This window comes from Amycolatopsis roodepoortensis, assembly GCF_014873915.1.
Taxonomy (GTDB): Bacteria; Actinomycetota; Actinomycetes; order Mycobacteriales; family Pseudonocardiaceae; genus Amycolatopsis; species Amycolatopsis roodepoortensis.
In genome coordinates, this window is record NZ_JADBEJ010000008.1 from 1120609 (window position 1) to 1137794 (window position 17186).

Here is a 17186-nt window from a genome sequence, read left to right on the forward strand (position 1 = left end):
TCAGGGGCCCGTGCTGAAGTGTTTCCAGCGTCGCAGTGCACCCGGCAAAGAGACCGTCGCGGGCATGGAGGCGCCGGACCATGGGAAATCATGGAAACCCCTTCTCGGACGAACGGCCGGTTGACGGCGTTCGGAAATCAACTCGTTCAGGTTCACAACTGGCTGCGTAAAGAGCTGGCCCTGCTGCACGACGACCTCGGGTCGGTCGCGGAGGGGCGTGCGGAACGGTTACGCGATCTCCGCGCGCATTGCCTCACCTTCTGCTCGGCGCTCACCAGGCATCACACCGGCGAGGACGGTGGCGCTTTCCTTGTACTGGCGGAGAAATTCCCCGAATTGCGGCCGTCGCTCGAAGAGCTCGCGCACGACCACGAGGTCATGACCGGGCTCATCGAACGGATCGAAGAGCTGGTCGCCGGGGTCGGCCCCGGGTCGAGCCCAGCCGAGATCCTCGACATCCAACGGGAACTGGACGGGCTCACGGCGATCATGGAGACGCATTTCCGCTACGAGGAGAAGCGGATCGTCGAGGTGCTCAACTCGCTGGACATGCCGGAGTGGCAGGAGTCGAAGCCTTCTTTCCTGCTGAAATCCCATTAGGACATGATCTGTCCTATACGGGCTTTAGCGTTCTTCTCATCGCACCACGACGACTGAGGAGAACTCCGATGACCAACCCGATCCCCGACGGCTACCACTCGGTCACCCCGTGGATCATCTCGCGCGACACCGCGGGCATGATCGACTTCCTCGAGCGCGTCTTCGACGCCGAGCCGCTGGGTGACCCGGTGTACGTCGAAGGCGGGAAGATCGGGCACGCGGAGGTCCGGATCGGCGACTCGGTGGTCATGCTGTTCGACTCGCGGGACCACTGGGTCGACACTCCCGCGTACCTGCGGCTCTACGTCGAAGACAGCGTCGAGACGCAGCGCCGGGCGATCGAGGCCGGGGCCAAAGAGGTCACGAAGCAGACCGAACTGTTCTTCGGCGACCGAGTCGGCCGGGTGCTCGACCCGTTCGGCAACCTCTGGTGGATCCAGACCCGGCTGGTCGATCTCGACTATCCGGAGATGGAGCGCCGGATGAACGACCCGAAGTTCATCGAGGCCATGCGGTACGTCTCCGGCACGGAGATCATCCCGAGCCGCTGATTTCGGTAGGGTGGTGATCGCGACGCGGAGGTGAGCCGGTGGATCACCACCCACTCCGGGGCAACCCCGGGGAGTACGAAGTCAGCGAGACAAGGCGCCCCGCGCGAGCGCGGCATGCTCCGCGTGCGAGTCCGCGCGGATGACAGGAGAAAAAGTCACCTCCGCGTCGCTCCTCGAACCCCTGCCGCCGGTCTGGCGATTCCAGGTGGCCCGCTGGGCGACCTTCGACGAGTGCGCCGCCGGACTCGGCCTGACACCCGGCGAACTCTCGTGGTTCGCCGACGCGAAGGGCTGGAACAGGCGTGCGGCCGGGCCGATCCGGCACTACACCTACCGCTGGATCCCGACCGCTTCGGGCGGGGTGCGGCTCATCGAGCGGCCGAAGCCGCGCATCGCCGAACTGCAACGCCGGATCGTGCGGCACGTCGTCGACGCGCTGCCGGTGCACGAGGCCGCGCACGGATTCCGGCGCGGCCGGTCGCCGATGTCGTGCGCGGCACCGCATTCCGGCCGGGCGACCGTGGTCCGGATGGATCTCGAAGGGTTCTTCCCGACGGTGTCCGCGCGCCGGATCTCGGCGTTGCTCGCCCTCGCCGGCTATCCGTCCGTCGTGGCGGAGGCGCTGGCGGGTGTGCTCACCACGGCCGTTCCGCCGGATGTCCTCGCCACCGTGCCCGACGGCCGGCGGGACCCGGCGCGCGTGCGCCTGCTGAGCAACCTGGCGGCCACGCATCTTCCGCAGGGCGCGCCGTCGTCGCCCGCGGTCGCGAACGCGGTCACGCACCATCTCGACCGGCGGATCGACGGCCTCGCCCGTGCGCTGGGCGCGGTCTACACGCGGTACGCCGACGACCTGGCGTTCTCCGGGGATTCCCTGCCGCTGCACCGGTTGCTGCCCGGGGTCCGGCGGATCGTGACCGACGAGGGCTTCCGGCTCCGGAACGACAAGACGTCGATCGCCGCCGCGCACCAGCGGCAACGGGTCGCGGGGCTGGTGGTCAACAGCGCGCCCGCCGCGACACGCGCCGACTACGACGCCCTGCGCGCGGTGCTCCACAACTGCGTCCGGACCGGCCCGCAGGAACAGAACCTGGCCGGTCACCCGGACTTCCGCGCCCACCTGCTCGGCCGGATCGGCTGGATCGCCGCGTCTTCGGAGCGCCGAGCGGCGAAGCTGCGCGACTTGTTCGGCGGCATCACCTGGCCGTGAGCGGGTATGCGATCCTGGACGGGTGATCGAGACCGCGGAGGACTACCGAGAAGCCGTTCTTTCCGAGCAATGGTGGGAAAAACGCAGTTTCGTCGGCTGTGATTTCACCGAAGCCGACCTGCGCGGGCTGCGCACCCAGGGCTGCACCTTCGACCAGTGCGACTTCACCAAGGTCGACTTCGAAGGCTCGCGCCACGAGGCGTCCGCGTTCCGCTCGTGCACCTTCGACCGCAGTGTGCTGGCGAGTACGCGGTGGAGCTCCTGCTCGATGCTCGGATCGTCCTTTGTGGACTGCCGGTTCCAGAAGATCGCCTTCACCGAATGCGATCTCTCGCTGGTGTCGCTCAGCAAGGCTCGTTTGTCCAAAGTGGACCTGGGCGGCCTGCGGCTGCGTGAGGCGAACCTGCTCGACGCGGATCTGACCGGCGCCGACCTGCGTGGCGCGGACCTCACCGGCGCCCGGCTGGCGGGCGCGAAGCTCGACGGCGCGGACCTGCGCGGCGCGCGGCTCGACGCCAACGGCCTGGTGCAGGCGAACCTCACCGGGGTCCACGTGGACACCGAGACCGCGATCGCCTACGCCGCCGCGCACGGCCTCGTCATCCACTGACCCCGCATGCGACGAACGGGCCGTTCCTCGCGAGAGCTGCGAGGAACGGCCCGTTATAGCGCCTAGGGGGTTTAGTCGATCGGCGGTTCGCCCGGGTCCAGCTCGATGAGGTCGCCCTCGGCGAGCAGTTCCTCGATGGACGCCGGCAGCAGGTACGCGGACCCGCCACCCGGCTGGTTGAACCACGGGATCGCGACACCGGCGAGGGCTTCGAGCGGACGCTGCACGCGGTAGACGTGGTACGGCCGGTTCACCCACTCCGGCACGAGCGAGCGCTCCTCGAACGGCGTCCCGGCCGCGTAGGTCAGGTTGCCGTTCGGGCCGCCGAAGCGGTCCAGCTCGCTGCCCGCGGGCAGCTCACGCAGCTCCTTGCCGCGGAACAGCGTCAGCGGCGGCTCACCGTTGAGCGGCGAGATCGGCCAGTTCTGCTTGGCGTCGGGCGCTCCGGCGCTCGCTGCCGCGGCCGGACGGGCCGGTTCCTCGCGCCGCATCGGCGGCGGCGGAGGCGGCGTCACCGGCGGCTCACGCCGCGGCGGCGCGGGCGGCGGGCTCGCCAGCACCGGGTTCGGCCGCGCCGGGGGCGCGGGCGGGACCGGCGCGGGGGCGGGCTCGTCGTCCAAATCGTCCCCGAGCAGCTCTTCGGCCGTCGTGAACGCGGTCTGTTCCTGTGCCGGGATCGACTCCCGCGGCGGCACCGGATGTGAACCGGTCGCGATCTCGGGGGAAAGCGTCGCCAGCACGGGCGGCGCGGGAGCGGGTTCCTCGACCGGTTCTTCTTCGGCGGCGGGCTGTTCCGCGGGCGGCGGAGCACCGTTCGGGTTCAGCAGGACCTTGCCGAGCATGAACGCGGCCGCGTCCTCGGCATCGCCGAACACCGCCGGATTCGTCAGCTTCCCGTCGTACCAGCCGACCCGCCAGCCGCCACCGTCGACCTGCTCGACACTCCAGCCGTGCTCGGCGGGCGAGCCGATGCGGTAGACGTCGCCGGGCACGTCGAGTTCGTCGAACTTCGCCTGCAGCTCGTTCAGCACCGGCTCGGGGTGCTCGGCGCGGCGCGGCGGCGTTTCCTCGCGCCGCGGCTCGGGCTCCGGGTGGGGCACGGGGGCGGTAGCAAAGGTCCCCCGCTCCTGCGGCGGGGCGTCGACCTGCGTGATCTCGGTGTCCGACGGCGGGGGCGCCACGTCCGGCTCCGCGTCGTGCGTGAGGAGAGGAAGCTCGGGACCGGCGTCCGCCTGCTCGACCGGCGTGTAACCGGTGGTCGTCTCCTCTTCCGGCGGCGCGTACGGCTGGTCTTCTTCCTGCCGCGCGTACGCGTCCTGCTCCTCCTGGAGCGGTGGCTGCTCGTAGGCGCCGGGCTGCGGGGCCCGCGCGTACGTGGTCGCCTCCGGGTCGGCGAGCTGCGGCTCGGGCTCGGTGCCCTGCCGCTCCTCGTCGGTGAAGGCGTCCTGCTCGGACGCGTACGGCTCTTCGTAGCCGTCTTCGTACTGCTGCTCGGCGGCGGCTTCGTGGAAGTCCTGCGCCTGGTAGTCCTGGGTGTCGTAGTCGTCTTCGTACCGCTGGGCCTGCTCGGCCTGGTCCGGGACGGTGGATTCGGCGGACGGGACGGCCGCCGCCGCGGCGACCGGAGCGGCGGCCGCGGCGGCCACCGCGGCCTGATCCGGACCCTGCTGGTGCGGCGGCGGGACGGGCGGCTGAGCGGCCTGGTTCGGCGGGCCGGCGGGAGCGCCGGGCGCGGCCTGCTGCGGCGGCACCGGGCCGTTCTGCGGCGGACCCTGCGGAGGCGGGCCCGCGGGCACGCCGTTGTTGGGGCCACCAGGCCCGCTGGGGCCACCCGGGCCGTTGGGGCGCTGCTGCGGAGGCTGATTCCCCCGGGTGAGGTACCCCGCCGCGGCCTGCAGTGTCTGGCCGTCGACCTCGGGCAGCGTGAAATCGTTCTGCCGGACGTGCTCGATCAGGTCGAGCTCCGGCGAGACGCCGTACTGGCGCAGGTAGAAGTTCACGGCGGCAGGCCAGATCCACTGCCCGTCGCTGTGGAAGGCGACCGGGACGGTGGCCTCGGGGGTCTGGGCGAGCCGGTCGATGTCGTAGCCGCGTTCGGTGACCACCAGCGGCGCGTGGTCGAGGTACTCGAGCAGCCTGTCCTGCTCCTCGATCTCCAGGTCGGGCCGGTTGATCACCGGACGCCCGGCCGGGCCGATGGTGTCGAAGATGCGGGCGATGCGGAAATGCGGTCCGGGCTGCTCGGGGCCGAGGCCGGACATGCGCCGGATCAGCCATTCGGGCACGTTCTCCTCGGAGCGGGGGAACATGCGCAGCTCGTCGGAGAGCGCCTGCGGCGGCGGCGCGAGGCGCCACTGCGGCTCGTCGCGGTTGTACTCGAGGTTGTAGCTGGACGGGTGGTCGAGCTGGTAACGGGCGTTGAACCAGGTGCCGCGGCCGTCGCGGTACATGCCGGCACGGAGTCTGCCGAACAGCGTCGCGATGTCGTGCGTCGCGACCCATTCGTGCGAGGTGCCGTCCTCGGTGATGATCTCCCCGGTCATCTCGTGGTACCTGCCGACGGCTCGGTACTCGGCGGTCACCTTCCGCCAATCACGCGGAGCGGCCCGGAGCAGGGCGAGGCCGATCTGTTTGACCAGGGTGTCCTGCTCGGTCGCGTTCAACTGAGTCGTCGGTTGTGCCACGGTCACATTTTGACCGTATCCGCGCTCGTGTGCACCCCGCATGTGGGTTTTGCCGCTATTGACTCGCCGGAAGACGCCCTGACCTGGTGCCGGGTCACTCACCCGGGATACTGACCGAGTGAACCGAATCGCCCGCGAGACCCTGAAGGACGAGGACTGATGGCGGTGGCCGGACAACGGCGTGACCGTGGGGCACTGCTCCGTCACCTGCCGTTCCTGCTGGTGATGCTGGTGGTGGCGGTCGCCGCCCTCCGGATCGGCCAGTACCACTGGCGGCAGGGCGCGGCGCTGATCGGCGGCGCGTTACTGCTCGCCGGGCTGCTCCGGGCGGTACTGCCCGAGGCGAAGGCCGGGCTGCTGGCGATCCGGGGCAAACCGGTCGACGTCCTGACCTACGGCGCGCTTTCCGTCTTGATCCTGTTCATCGCGCTCACGATCACCGGCGGGCCCCTGTCCTGATGCGCGTGAAGGCCCCCTTCCCTCGGCTGAGCCGAGGGAAGGGGGCCTTCACGCGCATTGAGCGCTCAGGAAGCCATGGCGGGCGCGAGCCGGGCTTCGCGGCGGTCCATACCGCCGGACACAACGGCCAGCGAGAGCCCCAGGACGGCCAGCGACGCGCCGACCCAGTTGGGCGCGACCAGGCCGAGCCCGCCGGCGATCACCAGGCCGCCGAGGTAGGCGCCGATGGAGTTCGCGATGTTGAACGCCGACTGCACGGCCGCGGAGACCAGCGACGGCGTCCCGCCCGCCTTCTCCATGATCCGCGCCTGCATCATCGGGCCGATCATGAAGCCGGCGAGGCCGACGAAGAAGATCGTCACCGCCGCGCCGACCTTGCCGTTCGCGGTGAAGGTGAAGATCGCCAGCACCGAAGCGAGCGCGATCAGCGAGACGTAGAGGCTCGGCATCAGCGCCTTGTCGGCGAGCCTGCCGCCGAGGTAGTTGCCGATGGTCATGCCGACGCCTGCCAGGGACAGCAGCAGCGTGACGTCGGATGGCGCGTAGCCGGTGACGTCGGTCAGCATCGGCGCGATGTAGGACAGGCAGGCGAACACGCCACCGAGGCCGAAGGTGACGATCGCGAGCGCGAGCCACACCTGCGGGCGGCGGAAGGCGCCGAGTTCGCCGCGCAGCGACGGCTCGACCGGTTTGCCCTGATGGGGGACCAGTTTCGCGATCGCGGCCATGGCGAGCAGGCCGATCACGGCGACGACGCCGAAGGTCGCGCGCCAGCCGACCTTCTGGCCGAGCAGCGTGCCCAGTGGAACGCCGACGACGTTGGCCAGGGTCAGGCCCATGAACATCATCGAGACGGCCTTCGCGCGTTCGCCCGGCTTGGCCAGGCTGGACGCGACGACCGCGCCGGCGCCGAAGAACGCGCCGTGCGGCAGGCCGGCGAGGAAGCGGAAGGCGACACCGAACTCCTGGTTCGGCGAGAGCGCGAAGAGGGCGTTGCCGAGCGTGAACAGCCCCATCATCGCCAGCAGCATCGTCTTGCGCGGCAGGCGGACGGCGGCGGCGGTGAGCAGCGGGGCGCCGACGACGACGCCAAGGGCGTAGCCGGAGATGAGGTACCCGGCGGACGGGATCGACACGCCGAAGTCCGCGGCGGCTTCGGGCAGCACGCCCATCATGACGAATTCGGTGGTCCCGATGCCGAAGGCACCGATGGCGAGCGCGAGCAGCGCGACGGGCACGGCTCTCCCTTCGAGGGTCGTACGTGAGTAAACGATTACTCGCCCAGCGTCGCGGATGGGGAGCTGAATCGATTTAGGTCTCGGACACAAAAGAAGACAGCGTGTGCGGCCCCGCTGTCCTGTGTCCAGTTCAACCGATCGAGGGTGCCTTTGTCATCCCGGTTTCGGGTGAGGCTGGCCACCCTCAGCGGCGGGCGGCGAGCACGCCCTGGAGCAGGCCGGGGAACAGTTCGTCGAGATCGTTGCGGCGCAACGAGTTGTAGCGGGCGGTGCCCTGCTGGCGGCCCATGATGATGCCCGCTTCGCGCAGCGTGCGCAGGTGATGGGTGAGTGTGGACTTGGTCACGGCGACGTCGAATCCGCTGCACGAGATCTCGGTGCCGGGCTCGGCCAGCTGGCGGACCATGTCGAGGCGGACCGGGTCCGCGAGCGCGGCGAGGACCGCCTCGATCCGGATCTCGTCCTGATCGGGATAGACGTACTGCTGCGTCGCGGCCATTCGTCCATAGTACGACGCCCCTCGAACTTCCGGCGAGTTCGTAGTACGGTCACCATCGAACTACGACAACCATCGAACAACGACCCCCATGTCGCCTTTAGCGGGCTAAACGCGATCCGGCGCCGACCTGCGTTTAGCGGGCTAAACGCGATCTGTGGGGTCTGGAGCTGGGGAGTCATGAATTTCGCACCACCCAGGACCGCGGTGCTGGCGCTCGGGACCTTCGCGGTCGGCACCAGCGGCTACGTCGTCGCCGGGCTGCTGCCCGCGCTCACCGGCGAGCTCGCGGTCTCCGAGACGGCCGCCGCCCAGCTGGTCACCGCCTTCGCCATCGCGTACGCGGTAGGCTCACCGCTGTTCGCCGCGGTCACCGGCCGCTGGGAACGCCGGACGCTCCTGGTCGCCGCCCTCGTCGTCACCGCCGTCGGAAACGCTCTCGCCGCCCTCGCACCCGGCTACGTGACCCTGCTCCTCGCACGGGTCGTCACCGCGATCGGCGCGGCGGTCTTCACCCCGGCCGCGAGCGCCGTCGCCGCCGAACTCACGTCGCCGGAACGCCGGGGCCGCGCGGTCGCGCTCGTCTTCGGCGGGCTCACCGTCGCGACGATCCTGGGCGTCCCGCTCGGCAGTGTCCTTTCGCAGAGCGTCGGCTACCAGGCCGTCTTCGCGCTCGTCGCGGCCTTCTCGCTCCTCGGCGCCTTCGCGGTCCGGATGGTCCTGCCCGCCGTCCCGGCGCCACCTCCGGTCCGGCTGGCCGAACGGTTCACCGTCGCCAAGGATCCGCGCGTCCTCGCCATGCTCGGCGCGACCGTGCTCGGCTGCCTCGCCGCGTTCTCCGTCTACACCTTCATCTCGCCGGTCCTGTCCGCCACCGCGGGCGTCCACGGCACGACGGTCAGCCTGCTGCTGTTCGTCTACGGCGCGGGCGGCGCGCTCGGCAACGTCCTCGGCGGCCGCGCGGCCGACCGCTGGGGCGCCAAGGGACCGCTGCTGGTCGTGTTCGGCGGGATCACCGTCGTGCTCGCTTTGCTGCCGCTGGTCGCGACCACCGTCGCGGGCGCGGCGATCGTCCTCTTCCTGTGGGGGCTGGCCACCTGGTCGGTCAATCCGCCGATCCAGCACCGGCTGATCGAGCTGTCCAAGCAGAACGCCGGGCTCGTCCTCTCGCTCAACGCGTCCGCGATCTACCTCGGCGTCGGCCTCTCCGGCGTGGTCGGGGGAGCGGTGCTGAGCGGCGGCGGGCCGCTCCTGCTGCCCGAGGTCGCGGCGGTGCTGACCGCGCTCGGCGCGGCCGTGGTCGTGGCGGGCTGGCGGAACCGCGTGAAGCGGCCCGCGTTGGCCGAATGACGTCTATTCGGCGCGCGACTGGACTTCGCAGTCGGGGCCGGGGAACACCAGCCCTTCGTGTCCGTCCGCGAACCGGACGAGATACGGCGGGGCACCGTGTTCGCCGCGTACCTCGAGGATCTCGCCGCGTTGTCCGGCCGAGCCCACCGTGCGTCCGTGCACGTGGATCTCGTCTCCGACGGTCGCCTGCATGAGAACCACCTCCGACGCCTTCAAGGTTAGGAGCGTCGGAGTGATCCCGCTACAGTGTCGGCATGATCCTCGAAATCCTTGGAGGCGCGACGCCTCACGTCCGGTGAGCCCGTCGATCAGGGTCCGCACGCCCTCGGAACTGCGGGCGGCCAGAAGAAGGAAAGCCCACTCCTGCTGGGGACATCTCGTCGCCGCGCCGCTGTGGCCACTGCACGGAGCGAACCTCGGCACCCTGCTGCGAACCTGTGACGCGGTGGGTGCCTGCCTCGCCGTGCCGCGGTTTCCGTGGGTGCCCGAGGCGCTGCGCCGGGGGAACACGTTGCGCCGTCCGGCTTGTGTGCACTGGGTGCACGATCCACCCGGCTGGCTGGCGCGGGAAAAGGCGGCAGGCACGGCGATCGTCGGTGTCGAACTCGCCGACGAGGCCGTGCGTCTCGCCGATCTCACGCCCGCTCGTGGCCGGACGATCGCCGTACTCGGCCACGAGCAGCAGGGCATTCCGCCGGACGCGCTCGACCTTCTCGACACCGTCGTCGAAATTCCCATGGTCGGCACCGGCGCGAGTCTCAACGTCGCCGTCGCCGGCAGCCTCGTCCTGTACAAATTGGCGGGCCTGCTGTGACCGTCGCCGATAAGCTGCCCGGATGACCGACGTACTCGACAAAGTCGCCGGGAAGAGCGGCGAATTGGTGCTCCGCCGGGCAGGGGACGACTTCGAGGTCATCGCCAACGGTGTCTTCCTGATGGACACCCGGAACGGTGAATCCGAACGGCTGCTCGTGTCGGTGGCGGCGGATCTGGTGCCGGGCAAGGCGCGGATGCTGATCGGCGGTCTCGGCGTCGGCTATTCGCTGCGCGCCGCGCTGGACCATCCCGGTGTCGGCGAGGTCGTGGTCGTCGAGCGCGAGCCCGCCGTGATCGGCTGGAACCGCGAGGGGCCGCTCCGGGACGTCCATGACGACGCGCTGTCCGACGAACGGGTCACCGTCGTCGAGGCCGATCTGGTGAAGTGGCTGCGCCGGACGGAAGAGCGGTTCGACGCGCTGTGCCTCGACATCGACAATGGTCCTGAGTGGACGGTCACCGACGGCAACTCGAAGCTCTACCGGGACGAAGGGCTCGACATGCTCGCCGAACGGCTGCGTCCCGGCGGCGTGCTCGGGGTGTGGAGCGCCGAGTCGGTGCCGTCGTTCAGGAAGCGGTTGCGGGCGCGGTTCGGTGAGGTGCGCGAGCTGAAGATCCCGGTGCCGCAAGGGGAACCGGACGTGCTGTGGTTCGCGCGGGTGTAGCCGACGCCGTGCGGGTCAACGCCCGCTGGTGCCACACGGTATGCCGGACGGGCACCTTCACCGCCCGCGTCTGGAAGTCGGCCCGCCGGACACCGCCGATGTATCCGGACGCGATGACCCTGATCCCGGCCGCGACGGTGGCGGAGGTGCTGGACGGGATCGACACCTCGCCGGGCTGCGCGGTGAAGGACAGCTTCGCCTGCCTGGATCTCGCGCCGCTGGGTTTCGAGGTGCTCTTCGAGGCCACCTGGATCATCTGTACGGCACGACCACCACTGGAACCGGGCTGGTCCCGGGTCGCCGACCCCTTCGACGACCCGTCCGTCGCCGTGTGGTCGAGCGGTGCCGCCGGAGTGACGGCCAACCGGGACGGCGACTTCGCCGGACTGTCCAATTTGTACACTCAAGGCGACCTGGACGACGCTTGGCGCGGCGCGACCTCGGCCGTCGCGGCCAGCTTCCCCGGTTTGCCGATCACCGGCTACGAACGCGGCGAGGATCTCGACGCCGCCCTCCGCAATGGCTACACGGCGCTGGGTCCGCTGCGGGTCTGGCTGAAATGATCGCCGCATGGAGATCACGACCTGGCACCTCGAGCAGACCTCACCGGACGAGCTGAGCGCGGCGAAACCGCCGTCCGTCCCGGTGACGGTCACCCGTGCCGAGCTGGTCAGCCCCGAACTGAACCGCTACCTCTACACCGCCGTCGGCGGGGACTGGTTCTGGATCGACCGGCTCGGCTGGACGTGGACGCAGTGGGTCGAGTGGCTGGACAGGCCGGGCGTCGAGACCTGGGTGGCGTACGCGCAAGGGACGCCGTGCGGCTACTTCGAACTCGACGGCACCGTGGACGGCGAGGTCGAGCTCGCGTATTTCGGCCCGATGTCGTCATTCGTCGGCAAGGGTGTCGGCGGGCACCTGCTGACCGTGGCGCTGCGGGAGGCGTGGGCGCTCGCCGAGCGCTGGCCGGGCAAGAAGCCGACGCGCCGCGTCACGGTCCACACCTGCACCACGGACGGCCCGGCCGCGCTCAAGAACTACCAGGCACGCGGCTTCCGGCTGTTCCGCACCGAGGTCGAGCAGGCGGAACTGCCCGCCGAGACACCGGGACCGTGGCCGGGAGCCGGGAAGTAGTAGTTACTCCGCCGGAGCCTTGGCGGCGGCCTTCGCCGCCTTCTTGAAGGCGCGCACCTCGCCGAGGGTCTTCGCGTTGGTGACGTCGGCGATCGAACGCCGTGAGCCGCGGTCGCCGTACGCGCCAGCGGCCGCGCGCCAGCCCTTGGGCTGCACGCCGAGCTGTTTGCCGAGCAACGCGAGGAAGATCGCTGCCTTCTGGTCGCCGTAGCCGGGCAGCGCCTTGAGGCGTTTGAGGACTTCGGGGCCGTCCGGCTTGGGGCGTCCGGCCGTCCAGATCCGGGAGGCGTCCCCGTCGTAGACCTCGACGACGTGCTGCGCGAGATCCTTCACCCGGCGGGCCATCGAGGCGCCGTAGCGGTGGATCGCGGGCGGGATCACGCACAGCTCGACGAAGGTTTCGGTGTCCATCGCGTGGATCTTCCCGATGTCGAACCCGTCCATCCGGTCCGCGATCTTCTGCGGGCCGCGGAACGCGTGTTCCATCGGGAACTGCTGGTCGAGGAGCATCCCGACGAGCAGCGCGAACGGGTCTTCGGTGAGCAGCCGGTCCGCTTCCTCGTCCCCGACCAGGTGCAATGCGCGCGTCATGCGCCCAGGATCTCACGACCGGGCCGATCCGCGCGTCCTCATCCTTGTGGGTCGACCAGCAGGTCCGCGGCCGCCGTGGTGATGGCCGCCGAGACCGCCGCCAGCGCGGGGGAGTCGAGTTTCCATTGCTGCCAGAACAGCGGTACGTCGATCGGGTGATCGGGGTCGAGGCAGACGAAACTGCCGTCGCGCAGCCGGTCGCCGATCTGCGCGAGCGGCACCATGCCCCAGCCCATCCCGGCCGCGACGGCGTCGAAGAACCCTTCGGACGACGGGACGTAGTGCCGCAGCCGGCTCGCGATCGTGCCGCGCTCGCGCGCGAAGCGGTCTTGGAGGTCGTCACGGCGGTCGAAGACGACGACGGGTGCTTCGGCGAGGTCGAGGTCCGTGCCGAGTGCCGGGCTCACGACGGCCAGGTAGCGCATGTGCCCGAGCCGGTGCACCGAACATCCCGCGACCGGATCGGGTGACGACGTCACGGCGGCCATCACCAGGCCCTCCCGCAGCAGGGTCGTGGTGTGGTCCTGGTCCTCGCGATGCAGTTCGAAGCAGATCTTCTGCTCGGGCGGCACTCTTGTGAGGGCGGGCAGGAACCAGGTCGCCAGCGAATCGGCGTTCACCGCGATCGTCAGCCGGACCGGCTCGTCGCCGGTGGTCAGGCCGAGTTCGGCCCGGGTGTCGGCCTCCAGCAGCGCCATCTGACGGCCGAACCGCACCACCGCCTGCCCGGATTCGGTCAGCCGCACCGGTTTCGTGCGGATCAGCAGGACCCGGCCGGTGCGCTGTTCGAGCGCCTTGACGCGCTGGCTGATCGCCGACGGGGTCACGTGCAGTGCCGAGGCCGCCGCGTCGAACGTGCCTTCGTCGGCGACGACCAGCAGCGTACGGACCAGGTCGAGGGGCAGATCTGTCATCACGAACGCTAATCTTACGTAAGAATCTTTAGCTGTACTGTTGACGATTCGCTTCCTAGTGTCGTCCGTATGGGAGACGTTCTGTTCAGCGCGGTCGCCGGGTTCGGCGCCACCATGGCCCTCATCGTCGCGATCGGCGCGCAGAACGCCTTCGTGCTGCGCCAGGGCATCCGGCGCGAAGCCGTGCTCGTCGTCGTGCTGATCTGCATCTTCTCGGACGCCATCCTGGTCAGCCTCGGCGTCGGCGGGGTCGGCGCGCTGGTCGGGACGTCACCCGAAGCGCTGACCATCGTCGCGCTGGTCGGCGGCGCCTTCCTGCTCTGCTACGGCGCCCTCGCCGCCCGGCGCGCGTTCAAGCCGTCGAAGCTGGAGACCGGCGGCCCGGAGACCGGCGGATCGTTGCGCCGCATCGTGCTGACCACGCTGGCGATCACCTGGCTGAATCCGCACGTCTACCTCGACACCCTCCTCCTGCTCGGCGCCATCGCGGCCGGGCACGGCAGCGACCGGTGGGCGTTCGGCGTGGGTGCCGTGTCGGCCAGCGTGATCTGGTTCCTCGCGCTCGGTTTCGGCGCCCGGCTGCTCAGCGGATTCTTCCGCAAGCCGTCGTCGTGGCGGGTGCTGGACGGTCTGGTCGCCGCGACGATGATCGGCCTTGGCGTGGCGCTGGTGGCCGGCGCCTGATCACGGCAGGCGGGCCAGCATTTCGGCGGGGAGCACCAGATCGGCCGCCGCCGCCGAATCGCGGATGGTCGCGGGCCTCGTCGAGCCCGGGATCGCGATCATCGACGGCGATTTCGCGAGCAGCCAGGCCAGGCACACCCGTTGCGGGCTGATCCCGAGTTCTCCGGCCACGGCAAGGAATTCCCCGTCGATACCGCGAAGCGGACCCCACGGCAGGTAAGCGAGCCCGAGTTCCGTGCACAGCGCTAGTTCCGGTTCGTGCACCAGATGCGCGGGCGCGTGCTCGTTCTGCACCGAAACCAGGGTCGCGCCGAGGATGTCCCGTGCTTCGAGGATCTGCGCGCGGGAGACGTTGGAGATCCCGGCGAGCCTGATCTTGCCTTCGTCGGCCAGTTCCTTGATCGCGCCGACGGACTCCGCCCACGGCACGTTCTCATCGGGCTTGTGCAGCTGGTAGAGCCCGATCGCGTCGACGCCGAGCCGTTTCAGCGAGCCCTCGCAGGCGTTCCTGAGGTGCTCGGGAGTTCCGGTGACGGTCCACGAACCGTCGCCGGGACGGCCACGGCCGCCCTTGGTCGCGACGAGTACCGTGTCCGATCCACTGTGGACAGATAGTGCTTCGGCGATCAGCTCCTCGTTGTGCCCGATTTCGCCCGCGTGCCAGTGATAGGAGTCGGCCGTGTCGATCAGCGTGACACCGGCGTCGAGCGCGGCGTGGATGGTGGCGATCGCGCGGTCGCGATCCGGGCGGCCCTCGATCGACAGGGGCATCGCGCCCAGGCCGATCGCGCTCACTTCGACGTCTCCGATGCTGCGGTAACGCATGTGGGTCAAGCCTTTCTGACGTCTTCGATGGCTTTGCCGAGCCAATCGGTGGTGGTGGAGAAGGAGAAACCGAGGCCGGTCGCGCGCGAGGTGTCCAGGACGGCGTACCGGTCGAAGGAGAACGGTGACGCGTCCCGCTCGACGACCCGGAACCGGGGTTTCGTGCTGATGGCGGCGGCGAGGTCGAGCGCCGACAGTTCGCCGTGGGAGCCGGCGTTGACCGGGCCGGTGAAGTCCGCGAGCGTCGCCCAGGCCAGGAAATCCGCGATCTCACTCGCGTGGATGAAGGTCGACGGCCGCGGTTCGGCGTGGACGTCCACGGCGTCTCCTGCGTCCAGCCGCTCGACGTAATGGCGCAGCCGTCTGGTGAAATCCTCGCCGCCGAGGACGTGTGCGACTCGCACCGACGCGAACGGTGTTTCCGCCGCCGCGAAGACCGTCTCGGCCTGCCGCTTGCCTTCGCCGTAGTCGTACGAAGCCGCTCCGAGGTCGACCGGCACGGAGGAGACCAGCGATTCGGTCATCGGCGTCTCGGTCCGGACCTGGTCGTAGACCTCGATCGTGGACGTCATCACGTACCGGTCCGTGCGGAACACGCGGCTCGCGATCTCAGCCTGGACCGGTGTGTAGCAGACCTGGTCGAGGACGACGTCGAAGGAGCGGGAACCCAGCGCGGCCTTCAGACCGGCTTCGTCGTCGCGGTCGGCGATCAGGTGGGTGACGCCGCCGGGAGCAGGAGCGGACCCGCGATTGAGGACGGTGACGTCCGCGCCGGCGTCGCGCAGCCGCTCGACCACCCCTCGGCCGAAGTACCGGCTTCCGCCGAGAACGAGCACTTTCTTCATGTCTCCCAGTGTTACGGTGGCGATCCGGGTGGTTGAAGGGGAGAACATGGGTGAATCGGCGGAATCACTGAAAGAATCTCGGTCGAATCGCGGTTCCACTGAAAGTTCACTGGACGTGATCGACCGGCGACTCCTCGAACTCCTCCAAGAGGAAGGCCGGATCACTCTGAGTGAGCTCGGACGACGTGTTTCGCTGAGCCCCGCCGCTGTCGGCGAGCGCGTCAAACGGCTCGAAGCCGACGGCACGATCACCGGTTACGCGGCGCTCGTTTCGCCCACCGGGATCGGCCTGGGGCTGCGGGCGTTCGTGCGGATGGCGCCGCACAGCGGGTTCACCGTCCGGCACCCGCGGACGCGGAAGATCATGGACCGGCCGGAGATCCTCGAACTCCATCACGTGGTGGGCGAGGACTGCTGGATCCTGAAGATCGCCGTGCGCGACACCGGCCACCTCGAAGAGCTGCTGGAGGACCTTTCCGTGCTGGGGGCGACGACGACGTCGATCGTCATGTCCAGCCCGATCGAACGCCGAGTCCTGCTGCCTTTGTGATCAGTCACAAGAACTGGCGGGTAAGTCTGGTCGTTCTCCAGGTTCCGGTCGTCGGTTTGTGACGCATGATGACTCGCATCCATACTGACGAGTAACCGGAGGCGGGTATGCGGGCTCGGATCCTCACCACGCTGATCGCGGCCTTGACGTTCACGATCGCCGTCCCGGCGGCGGCGAACGCGGCGCCGTCCAGCGGCTGGAACGACTGGTCGTGCCGGCCGAGTGCGAGCCATCCCGAGCCCGTGGTGCTGGTGCACGGCCTCGGCGGCAACGCGACGACCAACTGGTTCCACCACGCGCCGAAGCTCAAGGACGCCGGTTACTGCGTCTATTCGCTGACCTACGGCGCCACCGTCCTGGGTGGACAGTTGTTCGGGGGGCTCGCTTCCATGCGGAAGAGTGCCGTCGAACTCGGCGCGTTCGTCGACGGCGTTCGAGCGAGCACCGGCGCGGACAAGGTCGACATCGTCGGGCATTCCGAGGGCACGACGATGCCCGCGTACTACCTCAAATTCGAGGGAGGCGCGGAGAAGGTGAAGCATTTCGTCGGCTTCGGCTCGAACTTCAAGGGCACGTCGCTCAACGGCTTCTCCGAGCTGGCCAGGGCCGTGCTGTCACTGCCCGGCATCGATCTCCTTGCCGACGGCGTATGCGGGGCGTGCCGTGAATACCTCGCGCCGTCGGAGTTCCTCGACGATCTTGCCCGCGACGGCGTGACCGTGCCGGGGCCGACCTACACGAGCATCGTGAGCCGCCACGATCGCGTGGTCACGCCGTACACCAGCGGTGTGCTGGACGAGCCGGGCGCGACCGACATCGTGCTGCAGGATCGTTGCGGCGCCGACGTTTCCGGGCATCTGAGCCAGGCGATCGACCCGAACGTGACGAGCCTGATCCTCAAGGCGCTCGACCCGGAGAACGCGCCCGCGCCGAAGTGCGTGCCGTTCTTCGCGCCGCTGTAAGG

Annotated in this window: 21 protein-coding genes; 13 read left to right on the forward strand and 8 right to left on the reverse strand. The window is 69.5% G+C overall.

Annotated features, from left to right (window positions below):
* Positions 1–90: 90 nt before the first annotated feature.
* The 4 genes from H4W30_RS43155 to H4W30_RS43170 all read left to right on the forward strand — a co-directional run bounded on the left by H4W30_RS43155 (position 91) and on the right by H4W30_RS43170 (position 2971).
* Complete coding sequence (locus tag H4W30_RS43155) at positions 91–600, forward strand: hemerythrin domain-containing protein (RefSeq protein ID WP_192747900.1); 510 nt, start codon at positions 91–93, stop codon at positions 598–600.
* 68 nt (positions 601–668) lie between these two features.
* Positions 669–1151 (forward strand): VOC family protein, encoded by a 483-nt coding sequence (locus tag H4W30_RS43160; RefSeq protein ID WP_192747901.1) that lies wholly within the window; start codon positions 669–671, stop codon positions 1149–1151.
* 139 nt (positions 1152–1290) lie between these two features.
* Positions 1291–2361, forward strand: a complete 1071-nt coding sequence (locus H4W30_RS43165; protein WP_192747902.1) for a reverse transcriptase family protein — start codon at positions 1291–1293, stop codon at positions 2359–2361.
* A gap of 22 nt (positions 2362–2383) precedes the next feature.
* Positions 2384–2971 carry a pentapeptide repeat-containing protein gene (locus H4W30_RS43170; protein ID WP_192747903.1) on the forward strand — a complete coding sequence of 196 codons (588 nt, stop codon included), beginning with the start codon at positions 2384–2386 and terminating at the stop codon, positions 2969–2971.
* Between the two features lie 71 nt (positions 2972–3042).
* Here H4W30_RS43170 and H4W30_RS43175 read toward each other — a convergent pair whose 3' ends face one another.
* The gene (locus H4W30_RS43175; RefSeq protein ID WP_192747904.1) at positions 3043–5661 is read right to left on the reverse strand and encodes a TNT domain-containing protein; all 2619 of its coding nucleotides are present in this window, start codon (positions 5659–5661) and stop codon (positions 3043–3045) included.
* A 153-nt stretch (positions 5662–5814) separates the two neighbouring features.
* Between H4W30_RS43175 and H4W30_RS43180 the strand changes: the two genes are divergently transcribed.
* The gene (locus H4W30_RS43180; RefSeq protein ID WP_192747905.1) at positions 5815–6114 is read left to right on the forward strand and encodes a DUF3017 domain-containing protein; all 300 of its coding nucleotides are present in this window, start codon (positions 5815–5817) and stop codon (positions 6112–6114) included.
* 65 nt (positions 6115–6179) lie between these two features.
* On the opposite strand, the gene H4W30_RS43185 is transcribed toward H4W30_RS43180, so the two are convergent.
* Both H4W30_RS43185 and H4W30_RS43190 read right to left on the reverse strand, forming a co-directional pair.
* Complete coding sequence (locus H4W30_RS43185) at positions 6180–7352, reverse strand: MFS transporter (RefSeq protein WP_192747906.1); 1173 nt, start codon at positions 7350–7352, stop codon at positions 6180–6182.
* 184 nt (positions 7353–7536) lie between these two features.
* On the reverse strand, positions 7537–7851 hold the full coding sequence (locus H4W30_RS43190) for an ArsR/SmtB family transcription factor (protein WP_192747907.1): 315 nt from the start codon (positions 7849–7851) through the stop codon (positions 7537–7539).
* 177 nt (positions 7852–8028) lie between these two features.
* Here H4W30_RS43190 and H4W30_RS43195 point away from each other — a divergent pair, with 177 nt between their 5' ends.
* Complete coding sequence (locus H4W30_RS43195; protein WP_192747908.1) at positions 8029–9198, forward strand: MFS transporter; 1170 nt, start codon at positions 8029–8031, stop codon at positions 9196–9198.
* Between the two features lie 3 nt (positions 9199–9201).
* Here H4W30_RS43195 and H4W30_RS43200 read toward each other — a convergent pair whose 3' ends face one another.
* Positions 9202–9390: a DUF1918 domain-containing protein gene (locus H4W30_RS43200; protein WP_034304523.1), complete on the reverse strand. Its 189-nt coding sequence runs from the start codon at positions 9388–9390 to the stop codon at positions 9202–9204.
* A 103-nt stretch (positions 9391–9493) separates the two neighbouring features.
* On the opposite strand from H4W30_RS43200, the gene H4W30_RS43205 reads away from it, so the two are divergent.
* The 4 genes from H4W30_RS43205 to H4W30_RS43220 are packed head-to-tail and all read left to right on the forward strand — an operon-like array spanning position 9494 to position 11813.
* The gene (locus H4W30_RS43205; RefSeq protein ID WP_318780780.1) at positions 9494–10012 is read left to right on the forward strand and encodes a TrmH family RNA methyltransferase; all 519 of its coding nucleotides are present in this window, start codon (positions 9494–9496) and stop codon (positions 10010–10012) included.
* A 22-nt stretch (positions 10013–10034) separates the two neighbouring features.
* The gene (locus H4W30_RS43210; RefSeq protein ID WP_192747909.1) at positions 10035–10679 is read left to right on the forward strand and encodes a spermine/spermidine synthase domain-containing protein; all 645 of its coding nucleotides are present in this window, start codon (positions 10035–10037) and stop codon (positions 10677–10679) included.
* 8 nt (positions 10680–10687) lie between these two features.
* Positions 10688–11242, forward strand: coding sequence for a hypothetical protein (locus H4W30_RS43215; RefSeq protein ID WP_318780781.1), 555 nt, complete (start codon positions 10688–10690; stop codon positions 11240–11242).
* A 7-nt stretch (positions 11243–11249) separates the two neighbouring features.
* Positions 11250–11813, forward strand: coding sequence for a GNAT family N-acetyltransferase (locus H4W30_RS43220; protein WP_192747911.1), 564 nt, complete (start codon positions 11250–11252; stop codon positions 11811–11813).
* A 3-nt stretch (positions 11814–11816) separates the two neighbouring features.
* Here the strand turns inward: H4W30_RS43220 and H4W30_RS43225 are convergent, their stop codons facing one another.
* Positions 11817–12404 carry an HhH-GPD-type base excision DNA repair protein gene (locus tag H4W30_RS43225; protein ID WP_126735314.1) on the reverse strand — a complete coding sequence of 196 codons (588 nt, stop codon included), beginning with the start codon at positions 12402–12404 and terminating at the stop codon, positions 11817–11819.
* Positions 12405–12442: 38 nt separating this feature from the next.
* Complete coding sequence (locus H4W30_RS43230; RefSeq protein WP_192747912.1) at positions 12443–13321, reverse strand: LysR family transcriptional regulator ArgP; 879 nt, start codon at positions 13319–13321, stop codon at positions 12443–12445.
* 66 nt (positions 13322–13387) lie between these two features.
* Here H4W30_RS43230 and H4W30_RS43235 point away from each other — a divergent pair, with 66 nt between their 5' ends.
* The gene (locus H4W30_RS43235; RefSeq protein ID WP_192747913.1) at positions 13388–14002 is read left to right on the forward strand and encodes a LysE/ArgO family amino acid transporter; all 615 of its coding nucleotides are present in this window, start codon (positions 13388–13390) and stop codon (positions 14000–14002) included.
* Here H4W30_RS43235 and H4W30_RS43240 read toward each other — a convergent pair whose 3' ends face one another.
* Entirely contained in the window at positions 14003–14827 is an 825-nt protein-coding gene (locus H4W30_RS43240) for an aldo/keto reductase (protein WP_192747914.1), read from the reverse strand. It abuts the gene before it with no gap.
* A gap of 5 nt (positions 14828–14832) precedes the next feature.
* Positions 14833–15672 carry a Rossmann-fold NAD(P)-binding domain-containing protein gene (locus tag H4W30_RS43245; RefSeq protein WP_192747915.1) on the reverse strand — a complete coding sequence of 280 codons (840 nt, stop codon included), beginning with the start codon at positions 15670–15672 and terminating at the stop codon, positions 14833–14835.
* A 115-nt stretch (positions 15673–15787) separates the two neighbouring features.
* Between H4W30_RS43245 and H4W30_RS43250 the strand changes: the two genes are divergently transcribed.
* Both H4W30_RS43250 and H4W30_RS43255 read left to right on the forward strand, forming a co-directional pair.
* On the forward strand, positions 15788–16222 hold the full coding sequence (locus H4W30_RS43250; protein WP_318780782.1) for an Lrp/AsnC family transcriptional regulator: 435 nt from the start codon (positions 15788–15790) through the stop codon (positions 16220–16222).
* Between the two features lie 107 nt (positions 16223–16329).
* Positions 16330–17184 (forward strand): alpha/beta fold hydrolase, encoded by an 855-nt coding sequence (locus tag H4W30_RS43255; protein WP_192747917.1) that lies wholly within the window; start codon positions 16330–16332, stop codon positions 17182–17184.
* The last annotated feature ends 2 nt before the right edge of the window (positions 17185–17186 follow it).